Origin of the sequence: Pseudomonas protegens CHA0 (genome assembly GCF_000397205.1) — a bacterium.
Taxonomy (GTDB): domain Bacteria; phylum Pseudomonadota; class Gammaproteobacteria; order Pseudomonadales; family Pseudomonadaceae; genus Aquipseudomonas; species Aquipseudomonas protegens.
On the sequence record NC_021237.1, the window covers coordinates 3,528,080 to 3,545,983 of the forward strand.

The window sequence follows — 17,904 nt, forward strand, 5'->3', positions numbered from 1 at the left end:
CACCAACAACAAAAACAAGAGAACGCGCCATGACCCCACAACAGATCGCCCGCATCACCCGCCATCCGGACTTCATCCAGCTGGTGCGGCGCAAGCAGCGCCTCTACTGGTCGCTGACCCTGATCATGCTCCTGGCCTACTACGGCTTCGTACTGCTGGTGGCTTTCCACCCCGGGCTGCTGGGGCGCTCGTTGGCCGGCGGAGCCACCAGCGTCGGCATGCCGGTGGGCGTGGCTATGATCGGCCTGGCCTTTGCCCTCACCGGCTTCTACGTCTACCGCAGCAACCGCCTGCTGGACCCGCTGAACGACAAGCTCAAGCGCGAGTGCCAGCCATGAAGCGCCCGCTCGCTCTATTCCTGCTGCCCTGCCTGCTGGCCACCGACCTGGCCCTGGCGGCCGACACGCCGGCGCGGCCATTGAACTGGAACGCCATCGGCATGTTCCTGGTGTTTGTCCTGATGACCCTCGGCATCACCCGCTGGGCCGCCCGGCGCACCCGCTCCGCCAGCGACTTCTATACCGCCGGTGGCGGCATGAGCGGCTTGCAGAATGGCCTGGCGATCGCCGGCGACATGATTTCCGCGGCGTCCTTCCTCGGCATCTCGGCAATGATGTTCCTCAATGGCTACGACGGTCTGTTGTACGCCTTGGGGGTGCTGGCCGGCTGGCCGATCATCCTGTTCCTGATCGCCGAACGCCTGCGCAACCTGGGCAAGTACACCTTCGCCGACGTGGTGTCCTATCGCCTGGCCCAGACGCCGGTGCGCCTGACCTCGGCCTTCGGCACCCTGAGCGTGGCGCTGATGTACCTGGTGGCGCAGATGGTCGGCGCCGGCAAGCTGATCGAGCTGCTGTTCGGCATCAGCTACCTCTATGCGGTGATGCTGGTGGGCCTGCTGATGGTCTGCTACGTGACCTTCGGCGGCATGCTGGCCACCACCTGGGTACAGATCATCAAGGCGCTGATGCTGCTCTCGGGCACCAGCTTCATGGCCTTCATGGTGCTCAAGCACTTCGGCTTCAGCAGCGAGGCGCTGTTCGCCCAGGCCAGCGCGGTGCACGCCAAGGGCAGCGCGATCATGGCCCCGGGTGGGTTGCTGTCGAACCCCATCGATGCCATTTCCCTGGGGCTGGGCATGATGTTCGGCACCGCCGGCCTGCCGCACATCCTCATGCGCTTCTTCACCGTCAGCGATGCCCGGGAAGCGCGCAAGAGCGTGTTCTACGCCACCGGTTTCATCGGCTACTTCTACCTGCTGCTGATCATTGTCGGCTTCGGCGCCATCGTCATGGTCGGTACCGAGCCCCAGTACCGCGATGCCGGCGGCGCGATCATCGGCGGCGCCAACATGATTGCCGTGCACCTGGCCCAGGCGGTGGGCGGCAACCTGTTCCTGGGCTTCATCTCGGCCGTGGCCTTCGCCACCATCCTGGCGGTGGTGGCCGGGCTGGCGCTGTCCGGCGCCTCGGCGGTCTCCCACGACCTGTACGCCTGCGTGCTGCGCAAGGGCCAGGCCAGCACCCGGCAGGAAATGCGCGTCTCGCGGATCGCCACCCTGTGCATCGGGGTGCTGGCGGTGCTGCTGGGGCTGTTGTTCGAATCGCAGAACATTGCCTTTCTCTCGGGGCTGGTGCTGGCCATCGCCGCTTCGGTGAATTTCCCGGTGCTGTTTCTTTCCATGTTCTGGAAAGGCCTCACCACTCGCGGCGCGGTGGGCGGCAGCCTGGCTGGCCTGGTCTCGGCGATTGTGCTGCTGATGCTCAGCCCGGCGGTCTGGGTCAATGTGCTGCATCACCCCCAGGCGCTGTTTCCCTATGCCAACCCGGCGCTGTTTTCCATGAGCCTGGCGTTCTTCTGTGCCTGGGCCTTCTCCGTCAGCGACCGCTCGCCCCGGGCCGAACTGGAGCGCGGGCGCTACCTGGCGCAGTTCATCCGTTCCATGACCGGCATTGGCGCATCCGGCGCCACTCATCACTGACCCCATCCATGAGCGCGGGCTGCCGCGCTCGAACCCGGTTCACCCTCTGGAGGAATCCCCATGCCACAGGCTCCTACTCTGCAAAGCTTCATCGCCGGCCGCTGGTTCGGCCAGCATCCGGCCCAGTCACTGCGCAGCGCCATCGATGGGCATGAAGTGGCGCGCACCCACGAGGAGGCCCCGGACTTCGCCGAGGCCCTGGCCTTTGGTCGCCATCAGGGCGGCAAGACCTTGCTGGCCCTGGATTTCCAGCAGCGGGCCCAGCGCCTCAAGGCCCTGGCGCTGTATCTGAGCGAGCGCAAGGAGCAGCTCTATGCCCTGTCCCATCACAGCGGCGCGACGCGGGCCGACAGCTGGATCGATATCGAGGGCGGCAACAGCACCCTGTTCAGCTACGCCGGCCTCGGCGCCCGGGAACTGCCGTCGGGCAACCTGTTGCACGAAGGCCCGGCGCAATCCCTGAGCAAGCTCGGCAGCTTTGCCGGCAGCCACATCCTGGTGCCCCGGGGTGGCGTGGCCGTGCACATCAATGCCTTCAACTTTCCGATCTGGGGCATGCTGGAAAAATTCGCCCCGTGCTTCCTCGCCGGCATGCCCTGCATCGTCAAGCCGGCCAGCGCCACCAGTTACCTGACCGAGGCCGCGGTGCGGCTGATGCATGAATCCGGGCTGCTGCCCGAAGGCAGCCTGCAATTGGTGATAGGCGCTACCGGCGACCTGCTGGACCGCCTGCAAGGCCAGGACCTGGTGACCTTCACCGGCTCCGCCAGCACTGCCGGACGACTGCGGGCCAACCCGAACCTGATCCGTCATTCGGTACCCTTCAATGCCGAGGCCGACTCGCTGAACTGCGCGATCCTGGCCCCGGACGTAAGCCCGGACGACGAGGAGTTCGAGCTGTTCATCAAGGAAGTGGCACGGGAAATGACGGTCAAGGCCGGGCAGAAGTGCACCGCCATCCGCCGCGCCATCATCCCCGCCAAACAACTGGATGTGGTGGCCACCAGGTTGCGCGAACGCCTGTCGAAGGTGGTGGTGGGCGACCCGGCGGTGGAAGGTGTGCGCATGGGCGCCCTGGCCTCCCATGAACAGCAGCGCGATGTGGCCGAGCGCCTGCAAAGCCTGCTGCACAGCAGCGACCTGCTGTTCGGTGCCCGGGACGGCTTCGAGCCCCGAGGCACAAACGTCAGCCAGGGCGCGTTCTTCGCCCCGACCCTGTTGCTGGCGCGCGATCCCATGGCCGAGGGCGGCGCCCACGACATCGAAGCCTTTGGCCCGGTCAGCACCCTGATGGCCTATGACGACCTGGACCAGGCACTGGAGCTGGCCTCTCGCGGCAAGGGCAGCCTGGTGGCCAGCCTGGTCACCAAGAGCCCGGCCATTGCCGCCCAGGTCATTCCCCGGGCTGCGGCCTGGCACGGTCGCTTGCTGGTGCTGGACCGCCACTGTGCTGGCGAATCCACCGGCCACGGCTCGCCCCTGCCACAGCTCAAGCATGGCGGCCCGGGCCGCGCCGGGGGTGGCGAAGAGTTGGGCGGTCTGCGGGCGGTCAAGCATTACCTGCAACGGGCGGCGATCCAGGGCTCGCCAAGCATGCTGGCGGCGGTAACCGGCGAGTACGTGCGCGGTGCCCAGGTGATCGAAACCGAGGTCCACCCCTTCCGCCGGCACTTCCAGGACCTGCAGATCGGCGAATCCCTGCTGACCCACCGGCGCACCGTGACCGAGGCCGACCTGGTGAACTTCGGTTGCCTGTCGGGGGACCATTTCTATATGCACTTCGACGAGATTGCCGCCAGGGAGTCGCAGTTCGGCAAGCGCATCGCCCATGGCTACTTCGTGCTCTCGGCGGCGGCCGGGCTGTTCGTTTCCCCGGGCCCCGGCCCGGTGCTGGCCAACTACGGCCTGGACACCCTGCGCTTCATCACCCCGGTGGGCATTGGCGACACCCTGCAGGCGCGCCTGACCTGCAAGCGCAAGATCGACCAGGGCAAGCTCAGCCCCCAGGGCACGCCGCAAGGAGTGGTGGCCTGGGATGTGGAAGTCAGCAACCAGCTGGGCGAGGTGGTGGCCAGCTACGACATCCTGACCCTGGTGGCCAAGCGTACTGAGTGAAACCGTTGAAGGCTGCGCAAGGCTCCAGGCCCTCTTCGCCGGCAAGCCGGCTCCTACAACAGTTTCGCGCCGCCAGCCCCCCCCGTAGGAGCTGGCTTGCCAGCGAAGGCGTGCTTGAGGACTGCGCAAGACTCAAGGCCCTCTTCGCCGGCAAGCCGGTTCCTACAACAGTTTTGCGCCGCCAGCCCCCCGTAGGAGCTGGCTTGCCAGCGAAGGCGTGCTTGAGGACTGCGCAAGACTCGAGGCCCTCTTCGCCCTCTTCTCCGGCAAGCCGGCTCCTACGTAAGGTCGTGCACTGGCGACCGCTGGGGCGCTGGCGAAGTTTGTCGCAAAAGATTTCATCAATTCTTGATTCTCAATCCGCCATGGGGCAAGTTGCGCGCTTCTCACTACAAGGAGCCGCCAATGTCCGGTTCAATGGCCCAGGCGTTCGCCCACAATTTTCTCGGCCAATCACCCCGCTGGTACAAGGCAAGCATTGTCGCGTTCCTGTTGCTCAACCCTCTGCTGTTCTTCGCTGTCAGCCCGGCCGCCGCCGGCTGGTGCCTGGTGATCGAATTCATCTTCACCCTGGCCATGGCCCTCAAGTGCTACCCCTTGATGCCCGGCGGCCTGCTGCTGGTACAGGCACTGGTGCTGGGCATGACCACGCCCCAGGCGCTGTATGACGAGCTGGTGCACAACTTCCCGGTGATCCTGCTGCTGATGTTCATGGTGGCCGGCATCTATTTCATGAAGGAGTTGCTGCTCTACCTGTTCTCCCGGCTGCTGCTGGGGGTGCGCTCCAAGGCGCTGCTGGGCCTGCTGTTCTGCTTTCTCTCGGCCTTCCTCTCGGCCTTTCTCGACGCCCTGACCGTCACCGCGGTGATCATCAGCGCCGCGGTAGGCTTCTATTCGGTGTATCACCGGGTGGCGTCCGGCAATGACCCGCGCCAGGACAGCGCCTTCGCCGACGACCAACAGTTGCCTGCCCTGCATCATGACGACCTGGAGCAGTTCCGCGCCTTCCTGCGCAGCCTGCTGATGCATGGCGCCGTGGGCACCGCCCTGGGCGGTGTGTGCACCCTGGTGGGGGAACCGCAGAACCTGCTGATCGGCCATGAAATGGGCTGGCACTTCGCCGATTTCTTCAGCAAGGTGGCACCGGTTTCGATGCCGGTCCTGGCGGCTGGCCTGGTGACCTGCGTACTGCTGGAGAAGCTGCGCTGGTTCGGCTACGGCACCCTGCTGCCGGACAACGTGCGCCAGGTGCTGGCCAACTACGCCGCCGAGGACGATGCCCAGCGCACCTCGCGCCAGCGCGCGGCCCTGCTGGTGCAGGGGCTGGCGGCACTGATCCTGATCGTCGCCCTGGCCCTGCATGTGGCCGAGGTCGGGCTGATCGGCCTGCTGGTGATCGTACTGATCACCGCCTTTACCGGGATCACCGACGAGCACCGCCTGGGCAACGCGTTCAAGGAGGCCATGCCTTTCACCGCCCTGCTGGTGGTGTTCTTTGCGGTGGTGGCGGTGATTCACCAGCAGCAGCTGTTCACCCCGCTGATCCAGTGGGTGCTGGCGCTGCCGGCGGACCAGCAGCCGGGCATGCTGTTCATTGCCAATGGCCTGCTCTCGGCCATCAGCGACAACGTGTTCGTGGCCACCATCTACATCACCGAAGTGAAACAGGCCTTCATCTCCGGGCAGATGAGCCGCGAGCACTTCGAAACCCTGGCGATCGCCATCAATACCGGTACCAACCTGCCGAGCGTGGCCACGCCCAACGGCCAAGCGGCCTTCCTGTTCCTGCTGACCTCGGCGATTGCGCCGCTGGTACGCCTGTCCTACGGACGGATGGTGTGGATGGCCCTGCCCTACACCGTGGTGATGGGGCTGCTGGGCTGGTACGCGGTGAGCTACTGGTTGTAACCGCTGCTTGGGGCGCCCCGGGACTGCAGATGGGGCGCAATGGGTGCAGGACTGGGGGCCGCGGCCCGGCGCGATGCCGGGCCACGGCCCTCAACGCATGAGGATATAGCGCTCGATGGCTTCGGCGGCGCCGTCTTCCAGGTTGCTGCCGGTGATCACATCAGCCTGGCGCTTGACCTGTTCTTCCGCCTGGCCCATGGCAATCGACAGGCCGGCACGCTGGAACATCGCCGGGTCGTTGCCGCCATCGCCCAGGGCCGCGGTGCGCTCCAGCGGCACCCCCAGGTATTCGGCCAGGGTCACCAGGGCCTGCCCCTTGTCCGCCTGCAAGGCAGTGAGATCGAGGAACCTGGGTTGGGAACGGGACGCCTGGGCCTGCCCTGCAGTGGCGGCCTGCAGGCGGGCCTCCAACTGCACCAGCAAGCGGTGATCGCTGCTGGCGGCGACGATCTTGTCGATGCGCGGCAGGTATTCCTCGAAGCTGTCCACCACCTTGGGGGCGTAACCCAGCGCCTGGCGCTCCAGGGGCATCAGGGCACCGTCCAGGTTGCGCAGCAGCCATTCGTTGTCGGCAAACACCCAGGTCTCGACCTGTGGGCAGGGTTCGAACAGCAGCAAGGCGGTGACCGCCGCTTCCACCGGAACATGGTGACGAGCCAGGAAACTGCCATCGGGCTTGACGATACTGCCGCCGTTGAAGCCGGCAGTGGGCAGGTCGACGCCCAGGGCCTCGATCTGCTGCAGCATGGCCCGCGGCGGCCGTCCGGTGGCCAGGCTGAAGGCCACCCCGGCCTCGCGCAGCGCACGGACCGCGTCCAGGGTGCGGGGGCTGAGGCTGTGGTCGGGGCGCAACAGGGTGCCGTCCATGTCACTGAGGAGGAACTCGACAGGCCGCGCCTGCACGCCACTCACCCCAGGGGTCGCCATACGCGGCCATCCCGGGCCAGCAGTTCATCCCCGGCTGCCGGGCCATCCACGCCCGCCGGGTAGCTCTGCAAGCTGGCGTCCTGTTGCCAGGCATCGAGGAAGGGTTGCACCGCGCGCCAGCCGTTCTCGATGTTGTCGGCGCGCTGGAACAGGGTCTGGTCGCCGATCAGGCAGTCGTAGATCAGGGTTTCGTAGCCGGTGGAGGGCTGCATCTCGAAAAAGTCGCGGTAGGCAAAACCCAGTTCGATGTTGGCCATGTCCAGGCTCGGCCCGGGCTTTTTCGCCAGCAGGTCGAACCACATGCCTTCGTTGGGCTGGATCTGGATCCGCAGGTAGGTCGGCAACAGGCGCTCGACCTCGGTATCGCGGAACTGTGCATAGGGCGCCGGCTTGAAGCAGATGACGATCTCGGTGTCGCGCACACTCATGCGCTTGCCGGTGCGCAGGTAGAACGGCACCCCGACCCAGCGCCAGTTGTCGATCATCACCTTCAGCGCAACGTAGGTTTCGGTGCTGCTGTCCGGCGCCACGTTGGCTTCCTCGCGGTAGCCCGCCAGGGCCTTGCCGGCCACTTCACCGGCGCTGTACTGGCCGCGCACCGAGTTGGCCCGGGCCTCTTCCACGGACCAGGGGCGGATAGCCCCCACCACCTTGGCCTTTTCGCCACGTACCGCATCGGCGCCAAAGGCAGCGGGCGGCTCCATGGCCACCATCGCCAGCAACTGGAACAGGTGGTTGGGCACCATGTCCCGCAGGGCACCGGTGTGTTCATAAAAGCTGCCACGGGTTTCCACGCCGACGGTTTCCGCCGCGGTGATCTGCACGTGGTCGATGTAATGGTTGTTCCAGAATGCCTCGAACAGGCTGTTGGAAAAACGGCTGACCAGGATGTTCTGGACCGTTTCCTTGCCCAGGTAATGGTCGATGCGATAGATCTGCTTCTCGCTCATGACCTTGAGCAGGCAGCCGTTGAGGGCTTCGGCGGTCTGCAGGTCGGAGCCGAAGGGTTTTTCGATCACCACCCGGCGAAAAGCCTGCGGCCCCTCCTCCAGCAACCCGGCGCTGCCCAGGCGGCGCACCACTTCACTGAAGAAGCGCGGTGCGGTGGCCAGGTAGAACACCGCGTTGCCGGTGCCGCTGGCGGCAATCCGCGCCGCCAGTTCGGCATAGGTGGAGTCGTCGAGAAAATCGCCCTGGACATAGCTGATGCCCCGGGTCAGGCGGGCCCAGACGGCGGCATCCACCGCCGCCCCCTGGTCTTGCTTGTTGAGCACTTCATCGCGAAGGAAGTCTTCCAGCAGCGTGGCGAACTCGGCGTCGCTCACCGCGTTGTGGTCGACGCCGACAATCCGCAGCCCCTCATCCAGCAAACCGTCGCGGCTGAGGTTGTACAGCGCCGGCATCAGCAGGCGCTTGACCAGATCACCGCGGGCGCCGAACAGGAACAGCGTGGTCGGCGGCGCCGGCAACGCCTTGGACTTCTTTCGCGTGGTGGTCATTTTTTCCCGGTCTCCACATGGCCGCCAAAGCCGAAGCGCATGGCCGACAGCAGCTTGTCACCGTAGGTGCCCTGGCCGCGGGAGCGGTAGCGGGAGAACAGCGAGTTGGACAGCACCGGCACCGGCACCGATTGCTCCATGGCCGCTTCGATGGTCCAGCGCCCTTCGCCACTGTCGGCCACCGAGCCGGAGAAGCCGTCGAGCTTCGGATCGCCCGCCAGGGCATCGGCGGTCAGGTCCAGCAGCCAGGAGGACACCACGCTGCCACGGCGCCAGACTTCGGCGATATCGGCGACATTGAGGTCGAAGCGCTGGTCTTCCGGAAGGCTTTCCGAGGCCTTGGTCTTGAGGATGTCGAAGCCCTCGGCGAAGGCCTGCATCATGCCGTACTCGATGCCGTTGTGGATCATCTTGACGAAGTGCCCGGAGCCGGCCGGGCCGGCGTGGATGTAGCCGCGTTCGGCGCGGTCGTCATCGGCGACCCGGTCCTTGGTCCGCGGGATGGTGCCCATGCCGGGCGCCAGGGCGGCGAACAGCGGGTCCAGGCGCAGCACTTCGGCGGCGTCGCCGCCGATCATCATGCAGTAGCCACGCTCCAGGCCCCAGACGCCGCCGGAGGTGCCGACGTCGATATACTTCAGGCCCTTTTGCGCCAGGTCGCGGGCGCGGCGGATGTCGTCTTTATAGTAGGTGTTGCCACCGTCGATGATCACATCGCCCGGCTCCAGCAACTGGCTGAGGGTGTCGATGGTGTCTTCGGTGGGTGCGCCCGCGGGCAGCATGACCCAGACCGCCCGGGGCTTTTCCAGGCCCGCCACCAGGGCCGGCAGGTCGGCGACGCCCTTGGCGCCTTCAGCGGCCAGGGCGCTGACGAAGTCGGTGTTGCGGTCAAAGACTACGGTCTCGTGCCCATTGAGCATCAGGCGCCGTGCAATGTTGCCGCCCATGCGGCCCAGTCCAATAATCCCCAGTTGCATGTGCTGATGCTCCTACTGCAAAAATTCTGATCAAAAAAAGTTATAGCCCAGTGGGCCGGGGCAAAATCCCGAGGGGCGCAACTATACAAGGCAAGAAGCCCCAAGACAGCGCAATCTTCAGACAGATTCCGAGTTTTTACCCCCGACGGCGCGAATTACCCATCGACCGGCCCCAGCCAATTCCCCTGACGGGCAGCAGAACAATGAAGATTAGTCCCGTGCCAGCCCCTGAAGTTTCCCTGGCCATGGGTGGATAACGCTGCAAGTCTGCGCGAAGACACAGCGACCGCGAAAAATAAAAAAGTTCCCTTTGCCCGAAAAAGAAATAAAATTGCCGCCGATAGTGCTTTGCGCAAGGGATGCGGCCAGCGAAGCATAGTTGAGACACGCCATTTGCGAGGTGAAGCAATGGGCACAGTACTACCGGCACGACCAGCACAAACCCTGTACGTCACCATTCGTCGTGACGAATTGCGTCAACTCAAAGACGAACGCGATCAACTGCAACGGGAGCTCGCACAATTGCGCCTGCAGTTGCAAAGCCAGGGTCAACCGGCGCCGCTACACCTCTCCTCCGCGAGCTGAGCCTCGCCCCTGAACGCAGGCCCGACCTGCGTTCAGCCCCGCTGTAGGTCCCGGGCCAAGCCGCCTTCCCTCGCCATACCGCCATAGCCCCCCGTTGCAGACCACAAAATAGCGACGTTCAGCTGACAAAGTTTTCACACTTGCCTGTCGATACTCCCGGCCATTGTGGCCGTCTTGTTACAAGACGGCGCTCATTCGCGACGCCCTTGGCGCGCAATGAATCTGGATCCCTGGGGAGCGCTCAATGGCATTGTTCAAACGCAGTAGTGCATCTGCGAAAGGTTTTGACTGGATGGGGCTGCTCTGGCTGTTCCTGTTCTTCTGGTATTTCTCCGGCATCACCCAACTGCTGATCCAGCTGACCGACACCTCCGGCTTCACCGGTTTCCGCCAGGCATTCTTCATGAGCGCCATCTGGCTGGCACCGATGCTGCTGTTCCCGGCGCGCACCAAAGTCATGGCCGCCGTGATCGGCGTGGTGCTCTGGGCCTGTTCCATGGCCAGCCTGGGCTACTTCTTCGTCTACCAGCAGGAGTTCTCGCAAAGCGTCATCTTCATCATGTTCGAGTCCAACCCCTCGGAAGCCGGTGAATACCTGACCCAGTACTTTGCCTGGTGGATGCTCCTGGCGTTCCTCGCCCATAGCGCATTCGCCTTCTTCCTCTGGACCCGCCTGCGCCCGGTCTACCTGCCTCGGGGCCAGGCCCTGGTGGCGGCGACGGCAATCCTGGTGGCCATCGTCGGCTACCCGCTGGTCAAGCAGATCTCCCGCGCCGATACCCTGGCCGCCGGCCTGGAGAAATTCGAAACCCGCATCGAGCCCGCCGTGCCCTGGCAGATGGTGATTGCCTATCGCCGCTACCGCGAGCAACTGGACGGCATGCAGGGCATGCTCGCCAGCGCCAGCAAGATCGCCCCCCTGACCAACCTCAAGGACAGCATGGCCAACCAGCCGGCGACCCTGGTACTGGTCATTGGCGAATCCACCAACCGCCAGCGCATGAGCCTGTACGGCTACCCGCGCCAGACCACCCCGGAGCTGGACAAGCTCAAGGACCAGCTGGCGATCTTCAACAACGTCATCACCCCGCGCCCCTACACCATCGAGGCGCTGCAGCAGGTACTGACCTTCGCCGACGAAGAAAACCCCGACCTGTACCTCAAGAGCCCGTCCCTGGTCAGCGTGATGAAGCAGGCCGGCTACAAGACCTACTGGATCACCAACCAGCAGACCATGACCAAGCGCAACACCATGCTCACCACCTTCTCCGAACAGGCGGACGAGCAGGTGTACCTGAACAACAACCGCAACCAGAACGCCCGCCAGTACGACGGCGACGTGCTCGAACCGTTCTCCAAGGCCCTGGCCGACAGCGCACCGCGCAAGTTCATCGTGGTCCACCTGCTGGGCACCCACATGAGCTACCAGTACCGCTACCCGCCCAGCTTCGACAAGTTCAATGATCGCCAGGGCGTACCGGCCGGCGTGCGCGACGACCAGTTGCCCACCTACAACAGCTACGACAACGCCGTGCTGTACAACGACTTCGTGGTCTCGAACCTGATCAAGAACTACGCCAAGACCGACCCCAACGGTTTCCTGCTGTACCTCTCGGACCACGGCGAGGACGTCTTCGACTCCGCCGGCCATGACACCCTGGGCCGCAACGAAGCCCGGCCGACGGCGCCGATGTACACCATTCCGTTCATGGCCTGGGCCTCGCCGAAATGGCGGGAAACCCATGACTGGAGCTTTGCCTCGGACCTCAGCCGCCCCTACATGAGTTCCCAGCTGATTCACACCTGGGCGGACCTGGCGGGCCTGAGTTTCGATGAGCTGGACCACAGCCGCAGCCTGGTGAGCGACAGCTTCAAGCCACGCCCGCTGCTGATCGGCGACCCCTACTCGCGCCAGAGCAAGCCCTTGATCGACTTCAGCCTGATGAAACCCAAGGCTCCGGTCGAAGCCACGGTGGTACAGAAGTAAGCCCCCTGTCACGCCCGCAGGATCCGGCTTGCCGGCAAACAGCCCCGAGAACCCTGGCCGGTTCCCGGGGCTTTTTTTTGCACCAGGCCGCGTCCGCAGGCGGCGCCTTCAAGGCGGTGCCCTTGCCGGCCAGCGCAGCCAAGCGCCGGCAAAGACACATGATGTCGAAATTGTAATCAGCACTTCAGGCTGACGTTAACCCTCGCTTAATACACTTCGGTGAAACTTTCGCCCATCACTTCTTGTGCAGGGACGTAACAAGTACCGAACATTCTTAAGCAGGAAAAACAGCATGAAACTTTCAACTTTGGTATTAAGCGGCCTGATTCTGGTAGGTTCCAGCGCGGCCTTTGCCGAAGGTGGCTCGGAAAATATGCAGCGCTTCTATGACAACTTCCGCGTTAGCCAGCAGCAACTTCATGGCGACAAGACCGAAAACACCGCAAAAGCCGAAAAGCAGAAATCCGAGCCCAACTATTCCGCCTCGGATGCCAAGCAACAACAGCCTGGTGCCTGACCCCCAGTTCCAGCGATACCCCTTCCCGGCAATCTGCTCCTTTGCCAGAAGTGGATGTTTGGCGCCCTTGCGGGCGCCTTTTTCATAGGGGCTGCCCTCCTTCTCTTGCACCCGCATGACAGGCAGATGACAACCCGGTCATCTGCCGCCCGCAGTGCCCCGGCTCAATTAGTATCGCCGCACCATGCCACTCGCCACTGATCGGACAGCCTGGTTAATCAGTTGAATTAGCTGGGTTATTTCATTGACCCTATAGCTACTACAGACTTTAACCTGCGCTCGCTCGACAGCCCCGACAGCTTTGAAGAGGATATTGCAATGCGCATTCTGGTGATTGAGGACGAACCCAAGACGGCCGACTACCTGCATCAGGGCCTGAGTGAAAGTGGCTATGTGGTGGACCGGGCGAACAATGGCGTGGACGGCCTGCACCTGATTCAACAACAGCCCTATGAATTGGTAATCCTGGATATCAACCTGCCCGGCAAAGATGGTTGGCAAGTTCTTGAACAACTGCAGGGAAACTATCCCGCACGGGTCATGATGTTGACTGCCCGCGGGCGCCTGGAAGACAAGGTCAAGGGCCTGGATATGGGCGCCGATGATTATCTGGTCAAACCGTTTCAATTTCCCGAGTTGCTGGCCCGGGTTCGTACCCTGATGCGTCGTAGTGAAGTCATTGTCCAACCGGAAGTTCTGCAAGTTGCCGACCTGCAACTTGACCCGCGCCGTCATCGGGCTTATCGCGGCAGTCGGCGTATCGACCTGACGACCAAGGAGTTCACCCTGCTGCATGTATTGATGCGCCACAGCGGAGAAGTACTGACCCGCACCCAGATCATTTCCCTGGTCTGGGACATGAACTTCGACTGCGACACCAATGTGGTGGAAGTCTCCATCAGCCGCTTGCGGGGCAAGATCGACGACGCCAGTGACGTCAAGCTGATCCATACCCTGCGCGGTGTCGGTTATGTCCTGGAAGCACGCCCATGACAGCGCGCCCCGCCGCCGCGGCCAGCAGCCTGTCCATGCGCCTGGGGCTGACCGTCGCCCTGATGGGCGCGGCACTGGTGGTGCTGCTGGCAACCCTGGCCTACCTGGCGTTGAACCATGAGCTGGACAACCTGGCGCGCAAGGGCCTGGACAGCAAGCTGGAGCAGATCCGGCACAGCCTCACCAGCGACCTCAAGAGCAGTGACCTGGCGGCCCGCCCCCATTCCCTGCTGGACCTGGTGATGGGCCACGACAACCTGCAATTGAGCATCCTCGGCAGCGATCCGCTGGCCGAACCCCTGCTGATTGTCGGCGGCATGGCCCAGGAGTCCCTGCCCGAGCCCCTGGGCAATATCGGTGGCGACGGCTATGTCGACTGGCGCGACAGCCGCGGCAACCCCTTGCTCAGCGCCCTGCGGCAGATGAGCCTGCGCAACGGCGAGCAGGTCCAGGTGGTACTGACCCTGGACCGCAGCAACGATCAGGCGCTGCTCAGCGCCTACCTGCGTTCCACGGTGATCGCCCTGCCCCTGTTGCTGCTGCTGATCGGTTTCGGCGCCTGGTGGCTGGTGCAACGGGGCCTGCTGCCGCTGCAGCAGTTCAGCCGGGTCGCGGCGCGGGTGACCACCCAGGACCTGACCCACCGCCTGAAGCTGCAGGGCCTGCCCCGGGAGCTGGCGGAGCTGGGCCAGGGCATCAATGTCATGCTGCAACGCCTGGACGGCGGCGTGCAGCGCCTGTCGCAGTTCTCCGACGACCTGGCCCACGAGTTGCGCTCGCCCATCAGCAACCTGATGGGCAAGGCCCAAGTGACCCTGTCCCGGGAACGCCCGCCAGAGGAGTACAAGGCGGTGCTGGAGGCCAGTATCGAAGAGCTGGAGCGGGTCACGCGGATCGTCGCCGACATGCTGTTCCTGGCCCAGGTCAGCCAGCCGGCGTCCCAGGCCCGGTTCGCCCGAGTCTCGCTGGGGGAAGAAGCGCGCCGGGTCATCGACCTGTTCGCCCTGAGCGCCGAAGAGAAGCAGCTGCAACTGCAGCACAGTGGCGATGCCTGGGTGCTGGGGGACCGGCTGATGATCCAGCGGGCCATTTCCAACCTGCTGTCCAACGCCATTCGCCACAGCCCGGCGCGGGGGCAGATCAGCCTGCGGGTGGAGCAGACCATGGAGGCCGTGAGCCTGAGCGTGGGCAACCCCGGCCCGGGCATCGCTGCCAGCCACCTGCCCCATCTGTTCGAGCGCTTCTATCGGGTCGACAGCAGCCGCACCCGGGCCGAAGGCGGCACCGGGCTGGGCCTGGCCATCGTCCGTTCGATCATGAACCTGCACCAGGGGCGCACCGAGGTCAGCAGCATCCCGGAACTCCTGACCGAGTTCCGCCTGGTATTCCCCCGGCTCGACCCGGCGCAGCACGACCTCTAGAGCAGCCAGGCACCGGCACCGGCCCCCAGCAGCACCAGGGCCCAGGGCGGCACCCGGCCGCTGCGCAACAGCAGCAGCGCCAGCAACACCGCCACCAGTTCCGGCGCGCCGGTCACGCTGCTGGTCCACAGGGGTTGGTACAACGCTGCCGCCAGCAGGCCCACCACCGCGGCATTGACCCCGGCCAGGGCCGCCTGGATGCCCTGGCGGTGGCGCAGCCGCTGCCAGAAGGGCACCACGCCGATCACCAGCAACAGCCCTGGCAGAAAGATCGCCAGCAGGCACACCACCGCCCCACTCCAGCCATCGATGGCCGCGCCGAGAAAGGCCGCGACGCTGAACAGCGGGCCGGGCATCGCCTGGGCGCTGGCGTACCCGGCCAGGAACAGCGGGCTGCTGACCCAGCCGGGCTCCACCACCTGCGCCTGCAACAGCGGCAGCACCACATGGCCGCCGCCGAATACCAGAGCGCCGACCCGGTAGAAACCATCGAACAGGCTCAGCAGGCGCCCCGGCCAGAGCAGCACCAGCCCCGGCAACAGCACCAGCAGCAATAGCGCCAGCCCCAGGCAACACGCCCCCAGGCGGCGACTCGACCCAGAGGGAGGGCTCTGGACCTGCACCTGGAACACCGGCCTGATCAGCCAGCGGCCCAGCAGAGCCGCCAGCAGCATCACCAGCAACTGCCCGCCCAGGCCCGGCCAGCGCAGCACCAGCGCCGCGGCCAGCACTGCAATGACGATCTGCAAGGCGCCCCGGCACAGGCTGCGGGCCATGCCCCACAAGGCCTGGGCCACCACCGCCACCGCCACCAGTTGCAAGCCCTTGAGCGCCCCGGCCGGGACCCCGCCCCCCAACCCCAGGGCCAGCAGTGCCAGGGCCAGGGCCGAAGGCAAGGTAAAGCCGGCCCAGGCACACAGGGCCCCGGGCAGGCCACGGCGAGACAATCCCAGGGCGATGCCGACCTGACTGCTGGCAGGTCCGGGAAGAAACTGGCACAGCGCGACCAGCTCGGCATAGGCCGCCTCCCCCAGCCAGCGCCGGCGCTGGACGAATTCCTGGCGAAAGTAGCCCAGGTGCGCCAGCGGCCCGCCAAACGAACTCAGGCCCAGGCGCAGAAATACCAGGAAGATCCGCCAGGGTGTTTCTACCGGGACCGGCGCGCAGGGGCTGGGGGCGTGCATTACAAGGCTTTGCTCCAGAACAGCATGCGCCCGTGAGCCGGGTCGAGCATGGCATTGGCGAAACCGCAGGCGCGATAGGCGGCCTGGGCCTGGGCATTGCCCTCCAGCACTTCCAGGGTGACCTTGCAGCAGCCCCGTTGCCGGGCGATGTCCTCGACCTTCTGCAGCAGGCGCTTGCTCAGGCCCTGGCCGCGGTAGCTGTCCAACACCACCACGTCACGGATATTCACCAGGGGCCGGCAGGCAAAGGTGGAGAAGCCTTCGAAGCAGTTCACCAGGCCCACCGGCTGCCCGCCGGCAAAGGCCAGCACGCTGAACGCCTGGGGCCGCTTGGCCAGCTCCGCCGGCAACTGCTGGAGCCGGTCTGCGTCCAGGCGCTGGCCGCCGCCCATGGGGTCCTCGGCATAGTGGTTGAGCAACACGCCTATGGCTTCGGCATGCACCGGGTTGCTGTAACTGGCTTGCAACACCACGACATCGGCAACGTCCATGTTCATCCTCGATCAACGTATTGAAAGTGAGCGCTCAGGGCTCAGGCAGCCTCGATTGTAGGCTGGGGGATTTGACCAAACGAAGATTTTTAACCCGCGCACTACAGAAAAAATCCTAAGCAGCGGCCGGGATCCACGGCAGCCGGAAGGGTTTCCCTTCAGGCCGCGGGCCCACCGGCAAAACGCTGCAACTGCATTTCCTGCAGGCGGCTGAGGGTGCGGCGGAATGCGAACTCCAGGTAGCCTTCGGTGTACAGCTGTTCCATGGGCACCCGGGCTTCCAGATACAGCGGCACCTTGCGGTCGTAGCACTCGTCCACCAGGGCGATGAAACGCCGCACCGCGTCGTCATGTACCGACAGTTGCGGCAACTCACGATCCCCGGCCACCACCCGCTCGGCACCATCCTCGGTGCCCCGGGCAATGCGAGCGGGACGCTGGCAAGCGCTGAGGTTGGGCACATCGCTCAGGAGAATGGCCTGGAAGCGGTCGCACAGGGCCATGAAGTCCATGGCGGAAAACGGCTGTTCGCACAGTTCGACGAAGCTGCACCACACCACCGTCCCGCACGCCTTGACCACCTGCAGTGGGCGATAGCCGAGCAACAGCGGCTCGCTGCTCGCCGGCTGCCCGGCACTCAAGCGCTCGAACACCGGCCCCAGGGCGCTCGGCTGGCCCTCGGCGCCAAGCCAGTAGCGTTGCTCGGCGGCGCCCGGGTGCAAGCGGTGATCCTGCTCGCCGTCCACCGCCACCACCTGCATGTGCTGGCGGATGGCGCTGATCGCCGGAACGAAGCGCTCGCGGTTGAAGCCATCGGCATACAGCTGTTCCGGGGGCTGGTTGGAGGTGCAGACCAGCACCACGCCCTGGTCGAACATCACCTGGAACAGGCGCCCGAGGATGATCGCGTCACCGATGTCATTGACGAACAGCTCATCGAAACACAGCACCCGCACCTCTTCGGCCAGCTCCCGGGCCAGGGCCTGCAAGGGGTCGGCAATACCGGTCAGCTGGAACGAACGCTGGTGCACCCAGCCCATGAAGTGATGAAAGTGCTGGCGCCGCGCCGGGACCCGCAGGCTCTGGTAGAACTGGTCCATCAGCCAGGTCTTGCCCCGCCCAACCGCCCCCCACAGATAGACCCCGGGCACCGCCGTGCGCCCTTGATGCAGGGCTTCATGGCATTGCTGCAAGGCCTGCACCGCCCGCGCCTGCGCTGCGTCGGCGACAAAGCCCTGCTGCTCCAGGGCGTATTGGTAGGCGCTCATGGGGGAATCGAATGGCATGGGGCTCGGGCCTCCTGGCAAAGAGCCGCAGTA

General features: G+C 64.9%; 15 protein-coding genes. 9 read left to right on the plus strand and 6 right to left on the minus strand.

Going from position 1 to position 17,904, the window contains the following annotated elements:
- The first annotated feature begins 29 nt into the window (after nt 1–29).
- The 4 genes from PFLCHA0_RS15825 (at nt 30) to nhaB (ending at nt 6,004) form a co-directional block, all read left to right on the plus strand.
- Nucleotides 30–338: a DUF485 domain-containing protein gene (locus PFLCHA0_RS15825; RefSeq protein ID WP_011061425.1), complete on the plus strand. Its 309-nt coding sequence runs from the start codon at nt 30–32 to the stop codon at nt 336–338.
- Entirely contained in the window at nt 335–1,981 is a 1,647-nt protein-coding gene (locus PFLCHA0_RS15830) for a cation acetate symporter (RefSeq protein WP_015635703.1), read from the plus strand. Before PFLCHA0_RS15825 ends, PFLCHA0_RS15830 begins: the two co-directional genes overlap by 4 nt.
- Before the next feature lie 60 nt (nt 1,982–2,041).
- Nucleotides 2,042–4,096 (plus strand): phenylacetic acid degradation bifunctional protein PaaZ, encoded by a 2,055-nt coding sequence (gene paaZ / locus PFLCHA0_RS15835; RefSeq protein WP_015635704.1) that lies wholly within the window; start codon nt 2,042–2,044, stop codon nt 4,094–4,096.
- Between the two features lie 405 nt (nt 4,097–4,501).
- The gene (gene nhaB / locus PFLCHA0_RS15840) at nt 4,502–6,004 is read left to right on the plus strand and encodes a sodium/proton antiporter NhaB (protein WP_015635705.1); all 1,503 of its coding nucleotides are present in this window, start codon (nt 4,502–4,504) and stop codon (nt 6,002–6,004) included.
- A gap of 90 nt (nt 6,005–6,094) precedes the next feature.
- Here the strand turns inward: nhaB and PFLCHA0_RS15845 are convergent, their stop codons facing one another.
- From PFLCHA0_RS15845 to gnd, 3 genes are read right to left on the minus strand one after another with little or no spacing between them, the layout of a single operon-like run.
- On the minus strand, nt 6,095–6,931 hold the full coding sequence (locus PFLCHA0_RS15845) for an HAD family hydrolase (RefSeq protein WP_015635706.1): 837 nt from the start codon (nt 6,929–6,931) through the stop codon (nt 6,095–6,097).
- The gene (zwf, locus tag PFLCHA0_RS15850) at nt 6,913–8,430 is read right to left on the minus strand and encodes a glucose-6-phosphate dehydrogenase (RefSeq protein WP_015635707.1); all 1,518 of its coding nucleotides are present in this window, start codon (nt 8,428–8,430) and stop codon (nt 6,913–6,915) included. Before zwf ends, PFLCHA0_RS15845 begins: the two co-directional genes overlap by 19 nt.
- Nucleotides 8,427–9,407, minus strand: coding sequence for a phosphogluconate dehydrogenase (NAD(+)-dependent, decarboxylating) (gene gnd / locus PFLCHA0_RS15855; RefSeq protein ID WP_015635708.1), 981 nt, complete (start codon nt 9,405–9,407; stop codon nt 8,427–8,429). The genes zwf and gnd overlap by 4 nt, the downstream gene beginning before the upstream one ends.
- A gap of 408 nt (nt 9,408–9,815) precedes the next feature.
- Here gnd and PFLCHA0_RS31840 point away from each other — a divergent pair, with 408 nt between their 5' ends.
- The 5 genes from PFLCHA0_RS31840 (at nt 9,816) to PFLCHA0_RS15875 (ending at nt 14,910) form a co-directional block, all read left to right on the plus strand.
- A complete protein-coding gene (locus tag PFLCHA0_RS31840; RefSeq protein WP_015635709.1) occupies nt 9,816–9,992 on the plus strand; it encodes a DUF6026 family protein in 177 nt (58 codons plus the stop codon).
- A gap of 244 nt (nt 9,993–10,236) precedes the next feature.
- Nucleotides 10,237–11,979 (plus strand): phosphoethanolamine transferase CptA, encoded by a 1,743-nt coding sequence (locus PFLCHA0_RS15860; RefSeq protein ID WP_011061432.1) that lies wholly within the window; start codon nt 10,237–10,239, stop codon nt 11,977–11,979.
- Nucleotides 11,980–12,271: 292 nt separating this feature from the next.
- On the plus strand, nt 12,272–12,496 hold the full coding sequence (locus tag PFLCHA0_RS15865) for a hypothetical protein (protein ID WP_015635710.1): 225 nt from the start codon (nt 12,272–12,274) through the stop codon (nt 12,494–12,496).
- Nucleotides 12,497–12,814: 318 nt separating this feature from the next.
- Nucleotides 12,815–13,489: a heavy metal response regulator transcription factor gene (locus tag PFLCHA0_RS15870; protein ID WP_011061434.1), complete on the plus strand. Its 675-nt coding sequence runs from the start codon at nt 12,815–12,817 to the stop codon at nt 13,487–13,489.
- Complete coding sequence (locus PFLCHA0_RS15875; protein ID WP_015635711.1) at nt 13,486–14,910, plus strand: heavy metal sensor histidine kinase; 1,425 nt, start codon at nt 13,486–13,488, stop codon at nt 14,908–14,910. Before PFLCHA0_RS15870 ends, PFLCHA0_RS15875 begins: the two co-directional genes overlap by 4 nt.
- Here the strand turns inward: PFLCHA0_RS15875 and chrA are convergent.
- The 3 genes from chrA to zapE form a co-directional block, all read right to left on the minus strand.
- Nucleotides 14,907–16,094, minus strand: a complete 1,188-nt coding sequence (chrA, locus tag PFLCHA0_RS15880; RefSeq protein ID WP_015635712.1) for a chromate efflux transporter — start codon at nt 16,092–16,094, stop codon at nt 14,907–14,909. The genes PFLCHA0_RS15875 and chrA overlap by 4 nt on opposite strands.
- On the minus strand, nt 16,094–16,585 hold the full coding sequence (locus PFLCHA0_RS15885; RefSeq protein WP_015635713.1) for a GNAT family N-acetyltransferase: 492 nt from the start codon (nt 16,583–16,585) through the stop codon (nt 16,094–16,096). The genes chrA and PFLCHA0_RS15885 overlap by 1 nt, the downstream gene beginning before the upstream one ends.
- Before the next feature lie 158 nt (nt 16,586–16,743).
- Nucleotides 16,744–17,871, minus strand: coding sequence for a cell division protein ZapE (gene zapE / locus PFLCHA0_RS15890; RefSeq protein ID WP_015635714.1), 1,128 nt, complete (start codon nt 17,869–17,871; stop codon nt 16,744–16,746).
- Nucleotides 17,872–17,904 lie beyond the last annotated feature (33 nt).